Source organism: Kosmotoga arenicorallina S304 (assembly GCF_001636545.1).
GTDB lineage: Bacteria > Thermotogota > Thermotogae > Petrotogales > Kosmotogaceae > Kosmotoga_B > Kosmotoga_B arenicorallina.
Map to the genome: position 1 here is coordinate 18,477 of NZ_JFHK01000018.1, position 16,625 is coordinate 35,101.

Annotated in this window: 17 protein-coding genes; 7 read left to right on the forward strand and 10 right to left on the reverse strand. The window is 39.8% G+C overall.

Annotated features, from left to right (window positions below; translation table 11 throughout):
• Positions 1-48: 48 nt before the first annotated feature.
• The 7 genes from AT15_RS07785 to AT15_RS07815 form a co-directional block, all read right to left on the reverse strand.
• Entirely contained in the window at positions 49-1,131 is a 1,083-nt protein-coding gene (locus tag AT15_RS07785; RefSeq protein ID WP_068348097.1) for an ABC transporter substrate-binding protein, read from the reverse strand.
• A gap of 225 nt (positions 1,132-1,356) precedes the next feature.
• Complete coding sequence (fabF, locus tag AT15_RS07790; protein WP_068348099.1) at positions 1,357-2,580, reverse strand: beta-ketoacyl-ACP synthase II; 1,224 nt, start codon at positions 2,578-2,580, stop codon at positions 1,357-1,359.
• A 1-nt stretch (position 2,581) separates the two neighbouring features.
• Entirely contained in the window at positions 2,582-2,815 is a 234-nt protein-coding gene (gene acpP, locus AT15_RS07795) for an acyl carrier protein (protein ID WP_068348101.1), read from the reverse strand.
• Between the two features lie 30 nt (positions 2,816-2,845).
• The gene (gene fabG, locus AT15_RS07800; protein ID WP_068348103.1) at positions 2,846-3,574 is read right to left on the reverse strand and encodes a 3-oxoacyl-[acyl-carrier-protein] reductase; all 729 of its coding nucleotides are present in this window, start codon (positions 3,572-3,574) and stop codon (positions 2,846-2,848) included.
• A 12-nt stretch (positions 3,575-3,586) separates the two neighbouring features.
• Positions 3,587-4,504, reverse strand: coding sequence for an ACP S-malonyltransferase (fabD, locus tag AT15_RS07805; RefSeq protein WP_068348104.1), 918 nt, complete (start codon positions 4,502-4,504; stop codon positions 3,587-3,589).
• On the reverse strand, positions 4,501-5,391 hold the full coding sequence (gene fabK, locus AT15_RS07810; RefSeq protein WP_407656278.1) for an enoyl-[acyl-carrier-protein] reductase FabK: 891 nt from the start codon (positions 5,389-5,391) through the stop codon (positions 4,501-4,503). Before fabK ends, fabD begins: the two co-directional genes overlap by 4 nt.
• A 23-nt stretch (positions 5,392-5,414) precedes the next feature.
• Positions 5,415-6,524 carry a 3-oxoacyl-ACP synthase III family protein gene (locus AT15_RS07815; protein WP_084251631.1) on the reverse strand — a complete coding sequence of 370 codons (1,110 nt, stop codon included), beginning with the start codon at positions 6,522-6,524 and terminating at the stop codon, positions 5,415-5,417.
• 17 nt (positions 6,525-6,541) lie between these two features.
• Between AT15_RS07815 and fabZ the strand changes: the two genes are divergently transcribed.
• The 3 genes from fabZ to AT15_RS07830 all read left to right on the forward strand — a co-directional run bounded on the left by fabZ (position 6,542) and on the right by AT15_RS07830 (position 9,304).
• Positions 6,542-6,982 carry a 3-hydroxyacyl-ACP dehydratase FabZ gene (gene fabZ / locus AT15_RS07820; protein ID WP_068348108.1) on the forward strand — a complete coding sequence of 147 codons (441 nt, stop codon included), beginning with the start codon at positions 6,542-6,544 and terminating at the stop codon, positions 6,980-6,982.
• 558 nt (positions 6,983-7,540) lie between these two features.
• Complete coding sequence (locus tag AT15_RS07825; RefSeq protein ID WP_068348109.1) at positions 7,541-8,311, forward strand: ABC transporter permease; 771 nt, start codon at positions 7,541-7,543, stop codon at positions 8,309-8,311.
• Positions 8,312-8,323: 12 nt separating this feature from the next.
• A complete protein-coding gene (locus AT15_RS07830) occupies positions 8,324-9,304 on the forward strand; it encodes an ABC transporter ATP-binding protein (protein WP_084251633.1) in 981 nt (326 codons plus the stop codon).
• 240 nt (positions 9,305-9,544) lie between these two features.
• Here the strand turns inward: AT15_RS07830 and AT15_RS07835 are convergent, their stop codons facing one another.
• The gene (locus AT15_RS07835; protein ID WP_068348110.1) at positions 9,545-10,918 is read right to left on the reverse strand and encodes an ATP-binding protein; all 1,374 of its coding nucleotides are present in this window, start codon (positions 10,916-10,918) and stop codon (positions 9,545-9,547) included.
• A gap of 155 nt (positions 10,919-11,073) precedes the next feature.
• Between AT15_RS07835 and AT15_RS10205 the strand changes: the two genes are divergently transcribed.
• Positions 11,074-11,253 carry a hypothetical protein gene (locus AT15_RS10205; protein ID WP_153019728.1) on the forward strand — a complete coding sequence of 60 codons (180 nt, stop codon included), beginning with the start codon at positions 11,074-11,076 and terminating at the stop codon, positions 11,251-11,253.
• Between the two features lie 149 nt (positions 11,254-11,402).
• Positions 11,403-12,173 carry a GNAT family N-acetyltransferase gene (locus tag AT15_RS07840; RefSeq protein ID WP_068348111.1) on the forward strand — a complete coding sequence of 257 codons (771 nt, stop codon included), beginning with the start codon at positions 11,403-11,405 and terminating at the stop codon, positions 12,171-12,173.
• 69 nt (positions 12,174-12,242) lie between these two features.
• Here AT15_RS07840 and AT15_RS07845 read toward each other — a convergent pair whose 3' ends face one another.
• Entirely contained in the window at positions 12,243-13,190 is a 948-nt protein-coding gene (locus AT15_RS07845) for a tocopherol cyclase family protein (protein ID WP_068348113.1), read from the reverse strand.
• A gap of 177 nt (positions 13,191-13,367) precedes the next feature.
• Here AT15_RS07845 and AT15_RS07850 point away from each other — a divergent pair, with 177 nt between their 5' ends.
• Positions 13,368-15,002: a GGDEF domain-containing protein gene (locus AT15_RS07850; RefSeq protein ID WP_068348116.1), complete on the forward strand. Its 1,635-nt coding sequence runs from the start codon at positions 13,368-13,370 to the stop codon at positions 15,000-15,002.
• A 17-nt stretch (positions 15,003-15,019) separates the two neighbouring features.
• On the opposite strand, the gene AT15_RS07855 is transcribed toward AT15_RS07850, so the two are convergent.
• The gene (locus tag AT15_RS07855) at positions 15,020-15,862 is read right to left on the reverse strand and encodes a bifunctional methionine sulfoxide reductase B/A protein (protein WP_068348122.1); all 843 of its coding nucleotides are present in this window, start codon (positions 15,860-15,862) and stop codon (positions 15,020-15,022) included.
• Between the two features lie 125 nt (positions 15,863-15,987).
• Between AT15_RS07855 and AT15_RS07860 the strand changes: the two genes are divergently transcribed.
• Positions 15,988-16,608, forward strand: coding sequence for a hypothetical protein (locus tag AT15_RS07860; protein ID WP_068348124.1), 621 nt, complete (start codon positions 15,988-15,990; stop codon positions 16,606-16,608).
• Positions 16,609-16,625 lie beyond the last annotated feature (17 nt).

The following is a 16,625-nucleotide window of genomic DNA, read 5'->3' on the forward strand; positions in this document are numbered from 1 at the left end:
CCATAAGAAACGGGCTGCTTATAAATGAGCAGCCCGTTAATGTTTAAATTAATATGCGTATTCGTTCCAGAATTCTTCTACGTCCAATCGATTATTGAAGAGGAATTCGGGGTCCTCGCCAACAAGCAGTTTTTCCCAAATTTCAAAAGAAAAGTCACCAGGGTGAGGTCTTATGTTTGGGTTGGAGGAATAAGTTCCCTCTGAGCCAGCCCAGGGCTCAAAGCCCTCTTCAGTAAGAAGAAATTCAATAAATAACTTGGCAGCATTCGGATGAGCTGCATTACTAACCATCATAAGATAACTCGGGTAATAGAATCCGGCAAAAGGATCCATCGCTGCAATCGGTAAAAGAGCAAGGTTCTTTGTTTCTCTATATCTCACCTTTGAGTAAGTGCAAAGACCTATCTTATCAATTCCCTGACCTTTTACACCTATTGACTCTGCCATTGTAGTATCGCTCTTCATAAGGACCAAACCGTTTTCAAGTATTCCCTTTATCCATTCGTAACCTGCATTCTCTGTAGTAAGTTCTATTGGTTTTCCATAGTATCTTTCATAAGCGGCTGCGAGTTCTTCAGCGATTTCAGGTTTTGTTATCATGGTGAGGAAGTTCATATTTACGCCTTCCTTAAAAGGATCTTTAAAGAAAAATCGCCCTTTATATTTTGGGTCAGTAAAAGCCCAAACATTTAGCACAGGTGGATAAGTGAAAGTTTCTGAATTGTAAAGGAAGACCTTCGTTATAATAGACAATCTTAGCGGATTTTGATATTCTTCTGGAATTATCGACATCATATCTTCGGGAACATAGTTATACAGATAACCCGGTTCAATAAGTTCACCAAATATTCTTCCGCCATCCTGGGCAATGACAAAATCTGCACCAACTATCCCCCCGCCTACTTCTTTTGCAACCTTTTCTATTAACTCGTAGCCTTTGAGGTTATAAGCCTCAACTTTTATGCCGTATTTGTTTTCAAAAGCTTCCGCGGCATTTTTGATTCTGCTTGTAATTGAATAAACAACTACTTTTCCTTCTTTCTTGGCTGCTGTAATAAGTGAAGGAGAAGCCGCAAAAATAGTCAAGCTTAGCAGCAGAATAAAAACAACAAAAACAAAACGTACTTTCATTAAAACACCCCCATATTTGAAATAATATGCCAGTACACATTATTTGATAAAATAAACATTCAAATGTGCCTGACATATGGTGCTTGTATACGCAATTATACAACTTTTAGAATATAGATCCAAAGAAAGGCAATATTTTTATTTTTAAATGAAAGAAGTAGTTAGCAGTTCTTTTTGTGAAAAAGCCGAGAAATAAATCTCGGCTTTTGTTATTTAAGCTAAAGTTCAGCATTTAGAAAAAACAATCGAAGCGTTATGTCCACCAAATCCAAAGGAGTTACTGAGGGCATATTTGATTTCTTTTTTCACGGCAGTCTTTGGTGTGTAGTTGAGATTACATTCTGGATCGGGCTCTTCGAGGTTTATGGTGGGGGGCACAATTCCTTTCTGGATAGCAAGAATTGTCGCAACACCTTCAATTGCGCCAGCTGCACCAAGAGCGTGGCCATGCATGGATTTGGTAGAACTTATATTCAAATCCCTTCTTTCACCAAAAAGAGCTTTGATTGCCCGTGTTTCCATAATATCGTTCATAGGGGTTGAAGTGCCGTGAGCGTTGATATAATCTACCAGATCGGGAGAAATTTCTGCTTCGTCAAGGGCGAATTTCATGGCCATCATGGCACCCGTTCCTTCTGAATCTGGCGCTGTGATGTGTGATGCGTCGTCTGTTGCTCCATATCCGATAATTTCAGCATATATTTTTGCCCCGCGCTTTTTTGCATGTTCATACTCTTCAAGAACAAGAGTGGCAGATCCTTCGGCCATCACAAAGCCATCCCTGTTTTTGTCAAAGGGGCGAGAAGCCACATCGGGTGATTGCCTTGATAGTGCATTCATTGAATCGAAGCCAGCAATAGACAGGGGTGTTATTGTTGCTTCCGAGCCCCCCGTAAGGGCAATATCAAGCTTTCCATACTTAATCGCTCTGAAAGCCTCGCCAATTGCATTTGTGCTCGAAGCACAGGCTGATACAACAGTAATACAACTGCCTTTTAATCCAAAACGTATTGAAAGAGTACCTGCAGCCATGTTCGCAATGGTCATAGGGATCAAGAAAGGGCTTACCCTATCAGGACCTCTTTCAAGGAGAACCTGATTTTGCTTTTCGAGCATTTCCATTCCGCCCATACCTACACCGTATATAACACCGATTTTCCAGGGGTCTTCTTTGTCAAATTCGATTTCAGAGTCGCTAACCGCTTCAGTTGCACTTGCAATTGCAAGCTGGACAAAGCGGGACATCCGGCGAGCTTCTTTTCGATCCATGTATTGTGTTGGATCGAAGTTTTTTACCTCGCCAGCAACTTTTGCCCTGAACTTCTCGGTGTTGAATGCCTTTATCCAATCAATACCGGAGCTTCCCCTTTCAAGAGCATTCCAAAAATCATTGAGGTTGTTCCCGATGGAGCTGATAACTCCGAGACCCGTTACGACGACTCTGCGCATTTTATCCCTCCGATGTCAACTTTTTTACAAACTCAATAGCATCACCCACTGTTTTAAGCTGTGATGCTACATCATCTTCTATCTTCACATCGAATTCATCTTCGAGCTTCATTATAAGATCTACGAGGTCAAGGGAATCGGCTCCCAGATCTTCTGTGAAGTTAGAATCGTGTTTAATTTCATCGGGATCAAGACCAAGCTGTTCGGCAATAATGCTGATAACTTTCTCTTCCATTAATTTCACACTCCTTTTCTGTATAAGTCTTTAAATACTCAATCCACCATCTATGATGAATACCTGTCCTGTAATGTATGAAGCATCATCGCTGAGCAAAAAAGCTGCGAGCTTTGCAACTTCTTCAGGCTTTCCAAAGCGGCCAAGAGGAATATTTTCAAGAAGCTCTTCTTTCCATTCCGGGCGCAGAGATGCGGTCATATCAGTTTCTATCAATCCCGGGGCTATGGTATTAACGGTGATGCCCCTCTTTGCAACTTCGCGAGCAAGTGATTTTGCAAAACCTATAATCCCTGCCTTTGAAGCCGCGTAATTTGCCTGACCCGCGTTCCCTCTAAGTCCCGAAAGCGATGAAACAAACAGTATTTTGCCTTTCCGGTTTTTAAGCATATCCTTAAGAAAAGCCTGAGTTACAAAAAAGCTCCCTGTGAGATTGGTTTCTATCACCTCCTTCCAATTTTCGGTGCTCATGCGCACAAGAAGCGCATCTCTTGCTATCCCTGCATTATTCACAAGAATTGTCGGTACGCCAAAATTTGAAATGACCTGACTGGCAAATTCTTTCACCGAGTCTTCCTTCGATATATCACATGCGAAAGCGTGTACATCCTGCCCCGCTAGATCTTCCAGCAAAGATTCAGCTGCTTTTTTGTTTTGCCTGTATGTGAAAACGACTTTATTACCTGTTCTGGCTAATTTTTCGACGATTGCTCTTCCAATACCTCTTGAGCCACCGGTAACTACTGCGAGTTCCTTCATTACATCACTCCTTCATGTTGTAACGCTATTAAAAACAAGCCTGCCATCTGTGTAATCTGTAACAACGCGCTTATCTATCCTCCTGTTCAAACCAGTGAGCACTTTGCCGGGACCAACTTCGAGAAAGAAACTTGCTCCCATGTCAACCATCTTTCTTACAGAGCTCTCCCAACGAACGGGACTGCACGCCTGTTTGGCGATGAGCTCTCTTATCTCCACAGGATCATCTGGAAAAGGTTCACCGGTGACATTGGAAATCACCGGTATTTTTGGCGGTTTCACCTCGATTTCGCGCAATGCTTCTCTGAGCTTATCGCTTGCCGCTACCATATATTTTGTATGGAAAGGCGCACTTACCCTCAATTCTACTGCTCGTCTTGCACCCATGGCTTTGGCTCTTTCAAGTACCAGAAGGACCTTCTCTTTCAAACCAGAGATGGTAACTTGTCCCGGAGCATTGTAATTAGCAACAACGACTTCACCCTCCGAAGAAACTTCTCTGCAAAGGGTCTCTACCTGTGTAGCTTCAAGCCCAATAATTGCCGCCATACTCCCCACTCCCGGGGCCACAGCTTCTTGCATAGCCTTTCCCCTTAATCTCACAAGTCTTAGTGCATCATGAAAAGAGAGTACTCTGGCAACCACCAGCGCGCTGAATTCGCCAAGGCTAAAACCGGCGACTAAATCTGGATATTGTCTATGCAACCTCAATAACTCTGCAGTGGTTATGCTATGGAGCAAAATGGCGGGCTGTGCATTTTCAGTAAGCGTCAGTTTCTCTTCTGGACCTTCAATCATCAAGCTCAGCAAATCCACACCGAGAGATTCGCAAGCCCTGCTCATAAACCCTCGAGTGAAGTGATGGTCATAAAGGTCTCTACCCATGCCAACATATTGTGCACCCTGTCCCGGAAATATCCATGCCTTCATTTTTCAACCCCCATTTCCGCGAATTTCTGAAAGATTTCATCAACACCTTTGAAGATTTCTTCTATGATTTCCTTTACCGGTTTTATTTCTTTAACAAGACCTGCGACTTGTCCAGCCATAACTGAACCTGTTTTTGTGTCGCCTTCTTTGACAGCACGCTTTAAGCCGCCTACTGCGAGCTTCTCGAATTCTTCAAAACTCGCTTCTCTTGATTCAAGCTCCAGTAGTTTTTTTGTGAGTGAGTTTCTCAAAGATCTTACCGGATGCCCGGTACTCTCGCCCGTAACAACCGCATCAAGGGAACTTGCTGAGAGTATCCTTTTCTTGAAATTTTCATGAGCGGTGCTTTCCAGTGAACAGGCGAAGAGCGTCCCTATTTGGATTCCCTCAGCTCCAAGAGAAAAAGCTGCAGCTGCACCTCGAGCATCTGCAATACCTCCTGCTGCAATTACCGGAATAGAAACGGCATCTACCGTTTGAGGTACAAGAACCATTGTGGTAAGTTTTCCGATATGCCCTCCTGCTTCCATTCCTTCGGCAATTACAGCATCAGCACCAAGCTTTTCCACCCTTTTAGCAAGCCCCGGCGAAGCCACAACCGGGATTACTTTTATTCCAGCTTCTTTGAATCTGTTAATGTATTTTCCGGGATTACCTGCTCCCGTTGTTACAACGGGAATTCTCTCTTCACAAAGAATTCTTACCTGTTCCTCTATATGAGGGGATAAGAGCATCAGATTAACCCCAAAGGGTTTGTCTGTAAATGCCTTTGCTTTGGTGATTTCTGCTTTTAAGTCATTGGGAGTGAGATTTCCTGCTGCTATTATTCCAAGCCCTCCAGCATTAGATACTGCCGAAGCAAGTTCAGCAGTGGCTACCCATGCCATCCCCCCCTGTAAAATGGGATATTTTATTCCGAGTAACCCTGAAACACGCTTTCCAGGATACAACTTTTTTCCTCCTCTCCGGTTCGCCATTCAATTAACAAAGAGCTCCAGCTCAATCCGGCTCCATAGCCTGAGAGCAGTATTTTGTCTCCATTTTTTAGCTTCCCTTCTTTAGCGGCTTTATCGATAGCTATTGGAATGGAAGCGGAAGCGGTATTTCCATATGAGCCTATGTATGAAATTATCTTCTCTTCGGGGATCTTCATTTCACGATTTACAGAAGCAAGAATTCTTGCATTTGACTGGTGGGGAATGAAATAATCAAGTTCATCAATAGAAATATCCGCTTCTTGAAGAACTTTCAAGATAGATTTTCCCAGTGTCCTTACGGCAAAGCGGAAAATCTCTCTTCCGTTCATTTTGATTACGTTTCCCGTTAAATTGTCTATGATGAGGTCTTCAGCTTTTTTTACATCAGTTCCAAAATCTGATGCGAGAATAACGTTATCCGACGGAATTCTTTTGATGAGCAGCGCTCCCGCACCATCACCAAAGAGTATAGCAGTATCTCTGTCGGAAAAATCGATATGGCTGCTCAAGACTTCGGAAGCTATGATAAGCATGCTGTCAAGCTTCAAATTTTTCATAACAGATATTGCTGATATAAGCGTGTGCAAAAAGCCCGTGCAGCCAGAAACGACATCATAGGCGAGAACAGGGTTCAACCCCAACTCTTTTGATACCATAGATGCCATTGAAGGGAATCCCTGCTCAATGGTTGAAGAATGAGCTACCACAATTTGAGGGCTTTTATCGTAATTTTTCAATGCTTCTTTAGAGGCTTTCAGCGCAAGGTCCAGAGGTGTTTCATTGACAGCGAAGCGGCGTTCTTTTATACCGGTACGCTTCTCAATCCAGCCTGTTTCAAGTCCTAATTTATTTTCCAGTTCAGCATTTCTTACTATTTTTTCCGGTAAGTATGAACCTGTACCAATTACTCTCAGAATAATCCCCTCCTTTCCGCTATCATAATTAGCAATATTGTGCCATATGATTTCACCAGAATTTCCGTTCGAAAACCGGACGTTTTTCAGTGTACAAGTATGAAAACCGCACTGTGATATAGTGCATATTGATGGTACCTGTTTTCATGTTAGAAACTGGAGGTGATAAAGTGAAAGGGGCAGAATATGTAAAAAGCATCATTCCACATCGCCCTCCCTTTTTGCTTGTAGATGGGGTAATTGAAGAAGGGGAGGATAACATAAAAGCATTCAGGGATATACGCCCGGAAGACCCTGTTTTTCAGGGACATTTCCCTGATTATCCCATTTATCCTGGTGTTCTCATAGTAGAAGGGCTTGCACAAGCTGCCGGGGTTCTATTGTTAAATGGAAAGAAAGGGGTTCCGCTTTTTCTTGGTATAGAAAAGGCCAGATTCAGGGGTGAAGTGAAACCCGGAGACAGGCTTCATTACGAAGTAAAAATTCTCCAGAAGCGCCGGGGTGTCATTTTTGCAGATTGTGTAGCTATGGTAAACAACAAGAAAGTATGCACGGCGACATTGATGCTTGGATTCAAAGAAGCGTAGGATTATTACTCATTAGAAAAGGGCTGAATTTTATTAAGTTAAACATTTGGGGGTTGATACCCGCAGTACCTCTCATCCAGAGAAGAATGGCCGATATAGGCACAACCGGCATTGGAATGGTAATGGGGAGAACTGGAAAACTTCAAAGAAAAAATCGATTTCATAATTTCTGGTGCAGGATTACTGCTTGATTTGCTCTCTTATCTTGATAAAGATTCCAGAGCAAAGTTGATTCCGAAGAATACAAAATCAATAGAATTTAAAGTGTAAGAGAAGTGATTAAAAAGATTTTCGAAAATATGCAATAGCCAGATTTTGGTTTAAGCAGTAAATAATTAAACATCTCCACTTCGTATGGCTTCAAATACGAAAAACAGCAGGGATAGAAGTTCCTGCTGTTTTTTATGTACTTGATAGCAGAATCCCTACAACTGAAATAAGATTTTTTGAATAAAAAATTTGATTATTTTAGGTAATCGGATTTTTAGATTGACATTATTTATTCAAATATGATAATATTCAATATAGATATGAAAAATATTAAGGCGGTGATAGGAAATGCTAAGAGCTTTTTTGGCAAATTTCTGGAAAAACCTGATAGAGTTTAAACGCTATTATTTTGACTCTATTACAAGTATAATGACGATACTTCTATTTTTCTACCTCATATTTTTTGGTGTTAAAGCTGTCGGGGGTAACGCGCCACAATTTGGAGAGACGCTTGATGGGATTATTGTGGGCTATTTCATGTGGCTCGCGTTTATTTTTTCCTTTCAAGGGATTAGCTGGGGCATTATTGAAGAGGCACAGCGAGGTACATTGGAACAGGTTTTTATGTCTCCGATACCCTTTGAATTTCAAATGCTATCAAGGATCATCAGCAACTTTATCTTTAATGTATTACTTGCCACCATGCCATTGATGTATTTCGCCGCTTTTACTACCGGAAGAAGCCTAAGTTTCGATCCTATCACGCTTGTTTATCTTCTTCTGGTAGGTGTCATAAGCGCTACCGGGGTCGGGATGATTATAGGTGGAATAGCTATGATTTTTAAGAGGGTTTCATCGTTTATTCAGATCGTGACCTTCGGTTCTCTGGCTTTTACCATGATGGACCCCAAAAATGTGCTAATGAAATTCATTCCCATGTCTCAGGCCGCTTATATGATGCGTATGATGGCATTGGACAAAATAGGCTTTTTAGAATTCCAATTTGTCGAACACGTATACCTCTGGCTTGCGTCATTTCTATATATTTCCCTTGGAATCTTTATTTTCAGGGCCTTTGAAAAGAAGGCGATGAAACTCGGTTCATTGAGTCAGTATTAATGGGGTGATAATGTGAAAAATGAAGTAATTTTAAAAGTGCAAAATCTTACCAAAACTTACCACAGAAGAAAAACAAGAGAAAAGCTTGTTGCAGTTGACAATATTTCATTTGAGATACGACAGGGGGAAATCTTTGCACTTCTCGGACCAAACGGAGCGGGAAAAACGACCACAATAAAAAGCATTTGTGGGCTGCTCCTTCCCGATTCGGGCTCACTGGAAATAATGGGCAAGAGTATTTTGAAAGAGCGTGGAAAGGCCTTAAGGCACATAAGCGCTGTTTTGGAAGGGAACAGAAACATCTACTGGCGGATGACGCCGGTAGAAAACATGATTTACTTCTCCGGTATACGTGGAAAGAGATTAACAAGAAAGGAATCACTGGAAATCCTTGATAAATTCGGTCTTAAGGAAAAAGCAAATGACCTTGCGCAACAGCTATCAAGAGGCATGCAGCAAAAAACAGCCGTAGCTGTCTGCCTTGCAACGGGGGCGGAGATTTTGCTACTCGACGAACCAACTTTGGGACTTGATGTGGCTTCTTCCATCGAGCTTCGTCATATTCTTAGAAGTCTGGTTGAAAAGGAAGGAAAAACGATTCTTTTATCGACTCATGATATGAACCTCGTCGAAGCGATTGCAGATAGAGTTGCCATTATGAGTAAAGGTAAAATTGTGGTGTGTGAAAGAAAGGAAAAACTCATGGAAATGTTCAAAGCGCGGAGATATGTGTTGAAAGTATCTACCAATGGCCAGGATATAACTTCTCTTGAAACTTTTGGCGCAATGATCACTAAAAAGGAAGATGGGCTTTTGGAATTTGCCATTGACCTTGAAAACCCCAAAAAACTCTTTGATCTCATGGACACTTTAAAAACTGTCGGTACAGAAATAAAATCTATTGAACAGGACACGGTGAATTTTGAAAAGATATTCATGAAGTATGTTTCTGAACCTGAGGAAGATAAGGTGAAGAAGGATAGTATTACTTAATGCCGACAAACAATTACAAATATTGCTTCCCCTGAAAAACGCTCAAAAACTCGGGGAAGTTCTTCTTTTTTTATAAACATTCTTTCATCTGAAACTGTGATAACAACATTTGAGTTATTTCAAAGACTTTTGAGGTAACCATTGTGCTATGTTCAATGTCTTGAACAGCCGACCTCACAGAAAGATGACTGATATTATTGGCTGTTACTGATTTTTGAGACACCCTATACCGTTATACAGTTAATCTGGCAAAAAGGTTATGAGCTTAATGTTATCTTTTTTCCTCGATATCTCTTGAAGCTCTGATGTAAAACCACTTTTAGAAAACAATATATAGAATGGCTCTTTTCCTTGGGCGATCATCTCAGTGCGTTTTTCAAGAAGATAGAGCGACTTCGTGTCCATTGGACTCGAAGTGTATTTGCATTCACCGGTAATTATTTTATCTTTCGAAATACCCACTATGTCCACATCATTTTTCCTATCCCACCATTTCCCGATTTTCTCAGGAACAAAGGGCAGTTCTCCTCTTGCAGCCATAGTATTGGTGGCTTCCCTACAAAGAGCCTCGTACACAAGTGGCACCAACACAGAACGGAAAGTGTTCTTGATACTTCTCAACGCAGGGTCAATCTTTCGAATTTCCAAATAACCAAGAAAGGGAAAAACATATTGGAACCAGAAATTTAAAAACCTGTCCTTGATCAAATAAATACCTTTTTTCGATCTTTCCGGGTTCTTCTCGGTAACCGAAACCATTCGCTCGACAAAGTCTAGATCTCTCAAAACTTTAAGATATCTGGTAAAATGGCTTGGATTACTGTTAAACGCCGATGCTATTTCTCCAATCCTGTTTTTTCCATCCGCTATCTGCGCGATTATTGACATATAAGTTCCCACTGCGTTCGTTTCTTTTTCGAGAAGGAAAAAGGGTTCTCTGTACAGATAACTGTCCTTATCCAAAATGGCCTCTACGATAAACTTGATAGGGTCTTCAAAGCTTCTTGCTTCTTCTATGTATTTTGGAATACCTCCAGTAATTGAATAAAACTCAAGAAGCTTTTCTTTATCGTCAAAATCAAAGAATTTACCATAACTCTCGAAGCTCAACGGTTTTAGCAATATCTGTGCGGTACGCCGGCCATACAACGGACTGGAATAACGAAGAACCTGACCGAGCATCATAGTAATAAGAGAACCACAAAGAATGACCATGGTATTGGATTCCTTCAAATATCTATCCCAAACCAGTTGAAAGACTGATGGAAATGCTGGATTCACAGTAGCTAGATACTGAAACTCATCCATCACAAGTATTTTCTTTCCACTTTGCCTTGAAAATATAATAAACAGACTTTCCCAGTCCAGCGGCTGATCAAAATTGGAAAGCACTCTGTCTCCAGTATAATCAAATAGCAGCCTCTGGAATCTTCTACGTTGAATCACCTCAGGTTCCTCAGTAGCAAGGAAGTACAGCGCGGACCTGTTTTCAATGAATTTTTCTATAAGAGTAGTCTTACCAGTTCGTCTTCTTCCGTATATAACAACAAAAGAAGAAGCTTTCATGTATTCCTTTTCAAGAACTAAGATCTCTTCTTTTCTATCTACAAACATATAGTCCCTCCCATTCAGATTCTATCATATTATGTTTCATAGTATTATGTATAAAAACATAATACTCAAATGTATATTTACTCAAAATTATGATATTGATGACAGCTAAGCTTAAAATAGGGAAATGAATAGATGAAAAAGTCAGAGAAATTGCATTGAACATGATTACTCGTATTGCAAAGAAAATCATTCTCGACAAAGGGATAACGACGATTAACATTCTACAAGAGTATTTCAATCTGGAATACATCTGGTATGTGAGAAACAGGAATTATGATGCGGTACTGGGTTTGGCCATTTTGGCATACAACCTCTGTGTTATGTTCATTGTTTGAACAGCCGACCTTACAGAAAGAGGGCAGATATTATTGGTTGTTACTGATTTTTGAGACACCATACGAGTATTATCCACAAAAATAAAGCCCATTATTGTAAGATTGATTTGAGTAAGGGGTTTGTAAAATAGACACAAAGGAGAGGGAAAATGCATATACAAAAAAACGAAAACGCATGGAATATAACCGATGAAAACGAAGAAATTGCTCGTGTATCTGGTTTTGCTTTTCCGGGAGATGCTCTCTTTGCAAATGTTCAACTATCCACGAGCCTTTCAATTCAAAAAAAGAAGGAAATTTTAAAGCTCCTTTCGGAAGAACTGAAAAAAGAATTTCATGAAAGATCAATTCAGCTATTTTTAGATGAGGGTCAAATGCATGATCATGAAACCGATGTATATTTCACGCTCAATAGGGTTAGAATGTTCAGATCTCTGGAAAACATACCGGAAGTTCATATCAATGAACGGGAAATACATTCTTTAAACTTCGAAGATATTGCTGTTAAAGCGCAGGAAATTTTTGATGCGACACCCGAGTATGACAGAAAAATGATAAACATGAATTGCTCCAAAGATGTAAGAAAATTCTACAAAGAAATTATAGTCGAAAAGGCAATAGGGAAATATCTTTCTGAACTTTCCTTTGGCTATGGAAAAGATTTTTTGAAAGGCTTCATCATAAATATGGAAATTGAAAACGTTGAAAAAACGCTTTTGGTTGGAGATATTATTGTGCTTGAAGAATATAGAAGACAGGGAATTGCTACACAATTGATTGTTCATAGCTTAAAGAGAGCAAAAGTAATGGGGTTTGAAAAAGCTATCCTCGACGTTACTGCTAGTAATCCTGCTAATAATCTGTATGAAAAACTTGGATTTAAGGAATTTAAGACAGTTACGAGCATCTTTGTAAAATGAGAGGCAAAGATGAGTTAAAGCTTATATCATTAATTTCCAGCAACAATTGCAAACCATGGATTGTTGTTTTCACCTTTTGAGTTTTCCAACTACTTCCAAACCACTATTAGTTCCAGTCCCTTGAAATAGTTTTTTTCCATTTTTGCTAAGGGTAACCTTTATCAAAGCGCTGAGGGTTTCGTTTATTCTACCTTCCATGCTACCCATGATTGGCGATCTCAACTCACCGCCATCGGTTCTGTAAGCTTCGATTTCAAGTTTGAGGTCTTTTCTTCTGAATTCAAGCATAACGTTGTTTTCTGATATTTCTAACCTCGAAAGCTCGCTTCTGTTATATGTGGTAAAGCGATACAACTTCCCGGAATATAGAAAACCGACTATAAAACCGGTAAAGCTCTTACCGATCCAGGGAATCGTCGCAACGGAGACCATTATGGAGGTTCTATCAATTTCAAAGCAGTTGCTTTGAAGCCAGATCCATGCAGAAGGAAAGGATTTTCCCCAATCTTTTTCAATATATCCTTTTCCACCATCAAAGTTGAGCTCTTTTGAATTCAGATAAAGCTTCCCCTTCAGATCATGGTCCATGCTCAAAACCCCATGATAGCATTCCATGAAGGGCATATATGAATACCAGCCCATAGCGCCCGGAGAAAGAATGGTAACAGGCCAGGGATTTTGATTTGAAAAGCTTATTTCACCCCAAAGTGTTACATCAGGGCTTTTAATTTCAAGCTTCACATAATTTTGGCTGAAGCTATTCCCCTGGATTTTCAAATTTAGCTCTTTCTTGCTTGCGTAAAACTCAGAGAAATCAAATCTGATATAGCGTGTGAAATTATCATTGGCTATGAGTTGAATAAAAGCGTGAGAGGAATTCCCATTATTTATTGAAACTCCCGGAATAACGGCAAGAGCTTTCTGCCTGTCTTTGCTTACAAATTTAAAATACCAGCCTTCAAAAAATCGCTCTTTTTTTCTGAATCCATGATAAATTTCAGGTCGAAAAATAGCCATTAACTTTCCCCCTTTCCTTTAATAGTATCACTTTGTTATTCCATATCCTCTTTATTTAGTGGGTGATTATGGATTTTCACGCCATTGTCGCTTTTCACTCCGAGACTTAATGTTTTCAGAAATAAAGATATGATAAAATAATTTTCAATATAATATCAATAAGGGTGGGGCGAGAGTGTGGCAAAGGTAAGGATGTTCAGAAAGTTTGCTATGAACAATCTTTTGGTTTTCATGCTTTTACTGATAATCACGATCACTTCCTTCTTCTTCATTTTTGGCAATTTCTTTGAGGATGTAAAAAAGCATGAATATGAAGCTGCCATAAGCTCTGTTAAAACTTATCTTGATCAATGGGGAAAAACCATGATAGCTTTTGATGCTACTTATCACGGTATTGTGAAGGATATGTTGCTTAATCTTTCCTCGTACTTGATCAAAGAGCCAGATTTGAATGACGGGGATATAGATAATTTATTCATGAACTATCTCTCGAAAAAACAACTAAAAGACATTCAGGAAGCAAATTGGTATCTCATATCTTCCGATGGAGTGATTACACGAAGTAACTACACAAATGATATTGGCCTTGACATTGCTAATACAGTTCCAACATATTGGAAGCGAATCGAAGCGATTACAGTGGGAGATTATCTTGTTGAGTCTTTATCCATAGAATTGAAGACGAATAAGCCCCGGATATATGGTTATTATCGCCTGCCAGATAGGAGCTTTCTTGAAATTGGAATTGCAATAGACCCTGCGGTAATTGCAAATATGCTTGAAAAATTAAGTGTACTTTCAAAATCACTCGCATATGTAGAGAATTTGGAGTTATACAGTGTAGCTTTTGCGCCTTTCCATGAAAGCTTTCGGAAGCTAACAGAGGAAGAAAAGGAGATACTGAAAAAAGCGCGTTCAGAAAACAATTACATTGTCAAAAAGCTGTCAAAAACCGACGAAGCGGTTTACACCAACTGGAATCCTATCGTGTGGAGAGACGCAAATGTCAATTTTCTTTCGAGAATAAAACTGAGTATGGATTTTACCCCACTTGTTGGATTTAGAAATAAACTCCTTTTCCTTATAACTTCATCGCTGATATTCTTTGCACTTATGATAGTTCTTTTAGGGCTTAATATGAAAAAGCAGTTTATCGACCCATTCTATGAATTACTCAATAAGATGTCTTCTTTTATAAAGGAGTTCAAGCTTCCATCAAGAAGTTCTGCGAAAACGTTAGAGATCTATGAAATAGCAGAAATGGAACGGATTTTTGAAAAATTGGCAAATAGAGTTTCAGAGCAAATGGCAAAAAAAGATGAAAAGGTTCAGCAGTTGAAATATTTGGCGGAAACAGATGATTTGACAGGCGCTAAAAGCAGAAGAGCGATTCTCGAACTCCTCGAAAAGCTGATGAACAAATCCCGGGAAAATTCATCGCCGCTAACGGTTTGCTACATAGATGTCGATGGTCTAAAAATGACAAACGATAAGCACGGGCATAATATCGGTGATTGTTTGCTTAAACACATAGCATCAAAGATTGAAGTGAATATAAGAAGCACGGACTGTTATGGTCGGTTGGGTGGCGATGAGTTTCTAATTATTTTTGATGGCATTCGATTGAAAAGCGCTCATAAGATTGTGTTACGTATTAAAGATTCACTTAACTCTGAAAAGCCAGCTGAATTACAGGATGTAACAGTTAACTTCAGTTATGGTTTCGCTGAATTCAGTCCTGAAAAACACAATTCGACAGAAAGCTTAATTAGAGAAGCGGATGTTAATATGTATATAAACAAGCATTTATAAATACTTCCTTGCATAGGCTACCAGATATTTTTCCTTATATAGTGGCAATAAGGAGCTTTGCCTGTCTTTTCGTAGTAATCTTGGTGATAATTCTCAGCAAGCCAGAAATATCCTGCCTTCTCAACAGCAGTAGATACCGGGAATTTCTCTTTGAGCGACTCGATAGCTTTCTGCGTGATTTCCTTTTGTTCTTCGTTTGTGTAAAAAACAACGCTTTTATATTGGTAGCCTATATCCGGTCCTTGCCTATCAACCTGTGAAAAGTCGTGGATTTCAAAGAAGTGCCTGATTATACTTTCCACATTTGCATTGAAAATCACTTCGACTGTTTCTATATGCCCTGTATAACCTGAGCAAACCTGTTCGTATGTTGGATTCTTTGTCCTTCCACCCATATATCCGACTCGTGTCTTCAACACGCCCTCAAATTCTTTCATAAGTTGCTGAACACCCCAAAAACAACCAGCTGCAAGAAATATTCTATCTATTTCCGGCTTTTCTCCATCTGTAAGGAATTCCAGAGAGGCAGAATTCACACAATGGCGAGTGTTCTTTTGTGTGAACCCTTCTCCCTCAAAAACATGGCCCAGATGAGCACCACAATTGCTGCAGGTTATCTCCGTCCTATATCCATCAGCATCTAAACTTTTCCTTACAGCACCGGGGATTTCAGCATCAAAGCTTGGCCAACCACAGCCAGAATGAAATTTATCATCAGAAGTGTAAAGCGGTATCCCACAATTCCTGCACACGTATTTTCCCTTTTCAAAATGGTCATTGTACTTTCCAGTAAAAGGTTTTTCCGTGCCTTTTTTGAACAATACGAACTTTTCAAATTCACTGAGTTTTCTTTTGGACATAAAAACACCTCTTTAATAACAGCTTTAAGGTAAGACTTGTTATTTCAATCAAAAGTTTATAAAGATCTCCAAAATATTTGGTGTTCAAGCTAATGGACTGTAAAATATTTTCGGGGGTGGTTGTTTTGAAGGGAATTATTCTGGCTGTTCTTTTGTTTTTTGTTATTACGTCGAGCTTTGGGATGGCTGACATTTCAGCGATTTTTGAAGATTTTCACTTAGGGATAGAGATTTCCGAACTGCTTCAAAGGAACTTTACAAATTTGGGTAGAGACAATTATACTTTCCTCTTTGGGCAGAAATTCGGTAAATTGGGTTATAGGCTTTTGAGTATCAATGTCCAGCTCAGTCCTGAACACATTGCCGACAATCCCTATATTGTGGGTGACCTAACCGGTGCAGAAGCACAGTTGCTTGCACACAGAGGATACTTTGATTACTACATCTTTGACGCAAAACTGGGATTCCTTGACTTTATCCCCATTGCAAGTTTCGGATTGGGCTATCAAAACATGATGGTTGCTAAGGAAATAGATTTATATGATTTCAAAGCTGTTACTTTGAGCGTCGGCTTAAGGATACAATGTAAATTCTTCAATATAGCATTCATAGAATTCCCTGTTGGGGACTTGTTTTTTTACTTGATTAAGAATCGAAGTGCAAAGGGTGCATTTGACAGCTTGATTATCGACTATCCAGAATGGGGATTGCTTTTCTTGTGGATAAACGTAGGGATTGAGCTTTAATATGCTGATAAAACTAA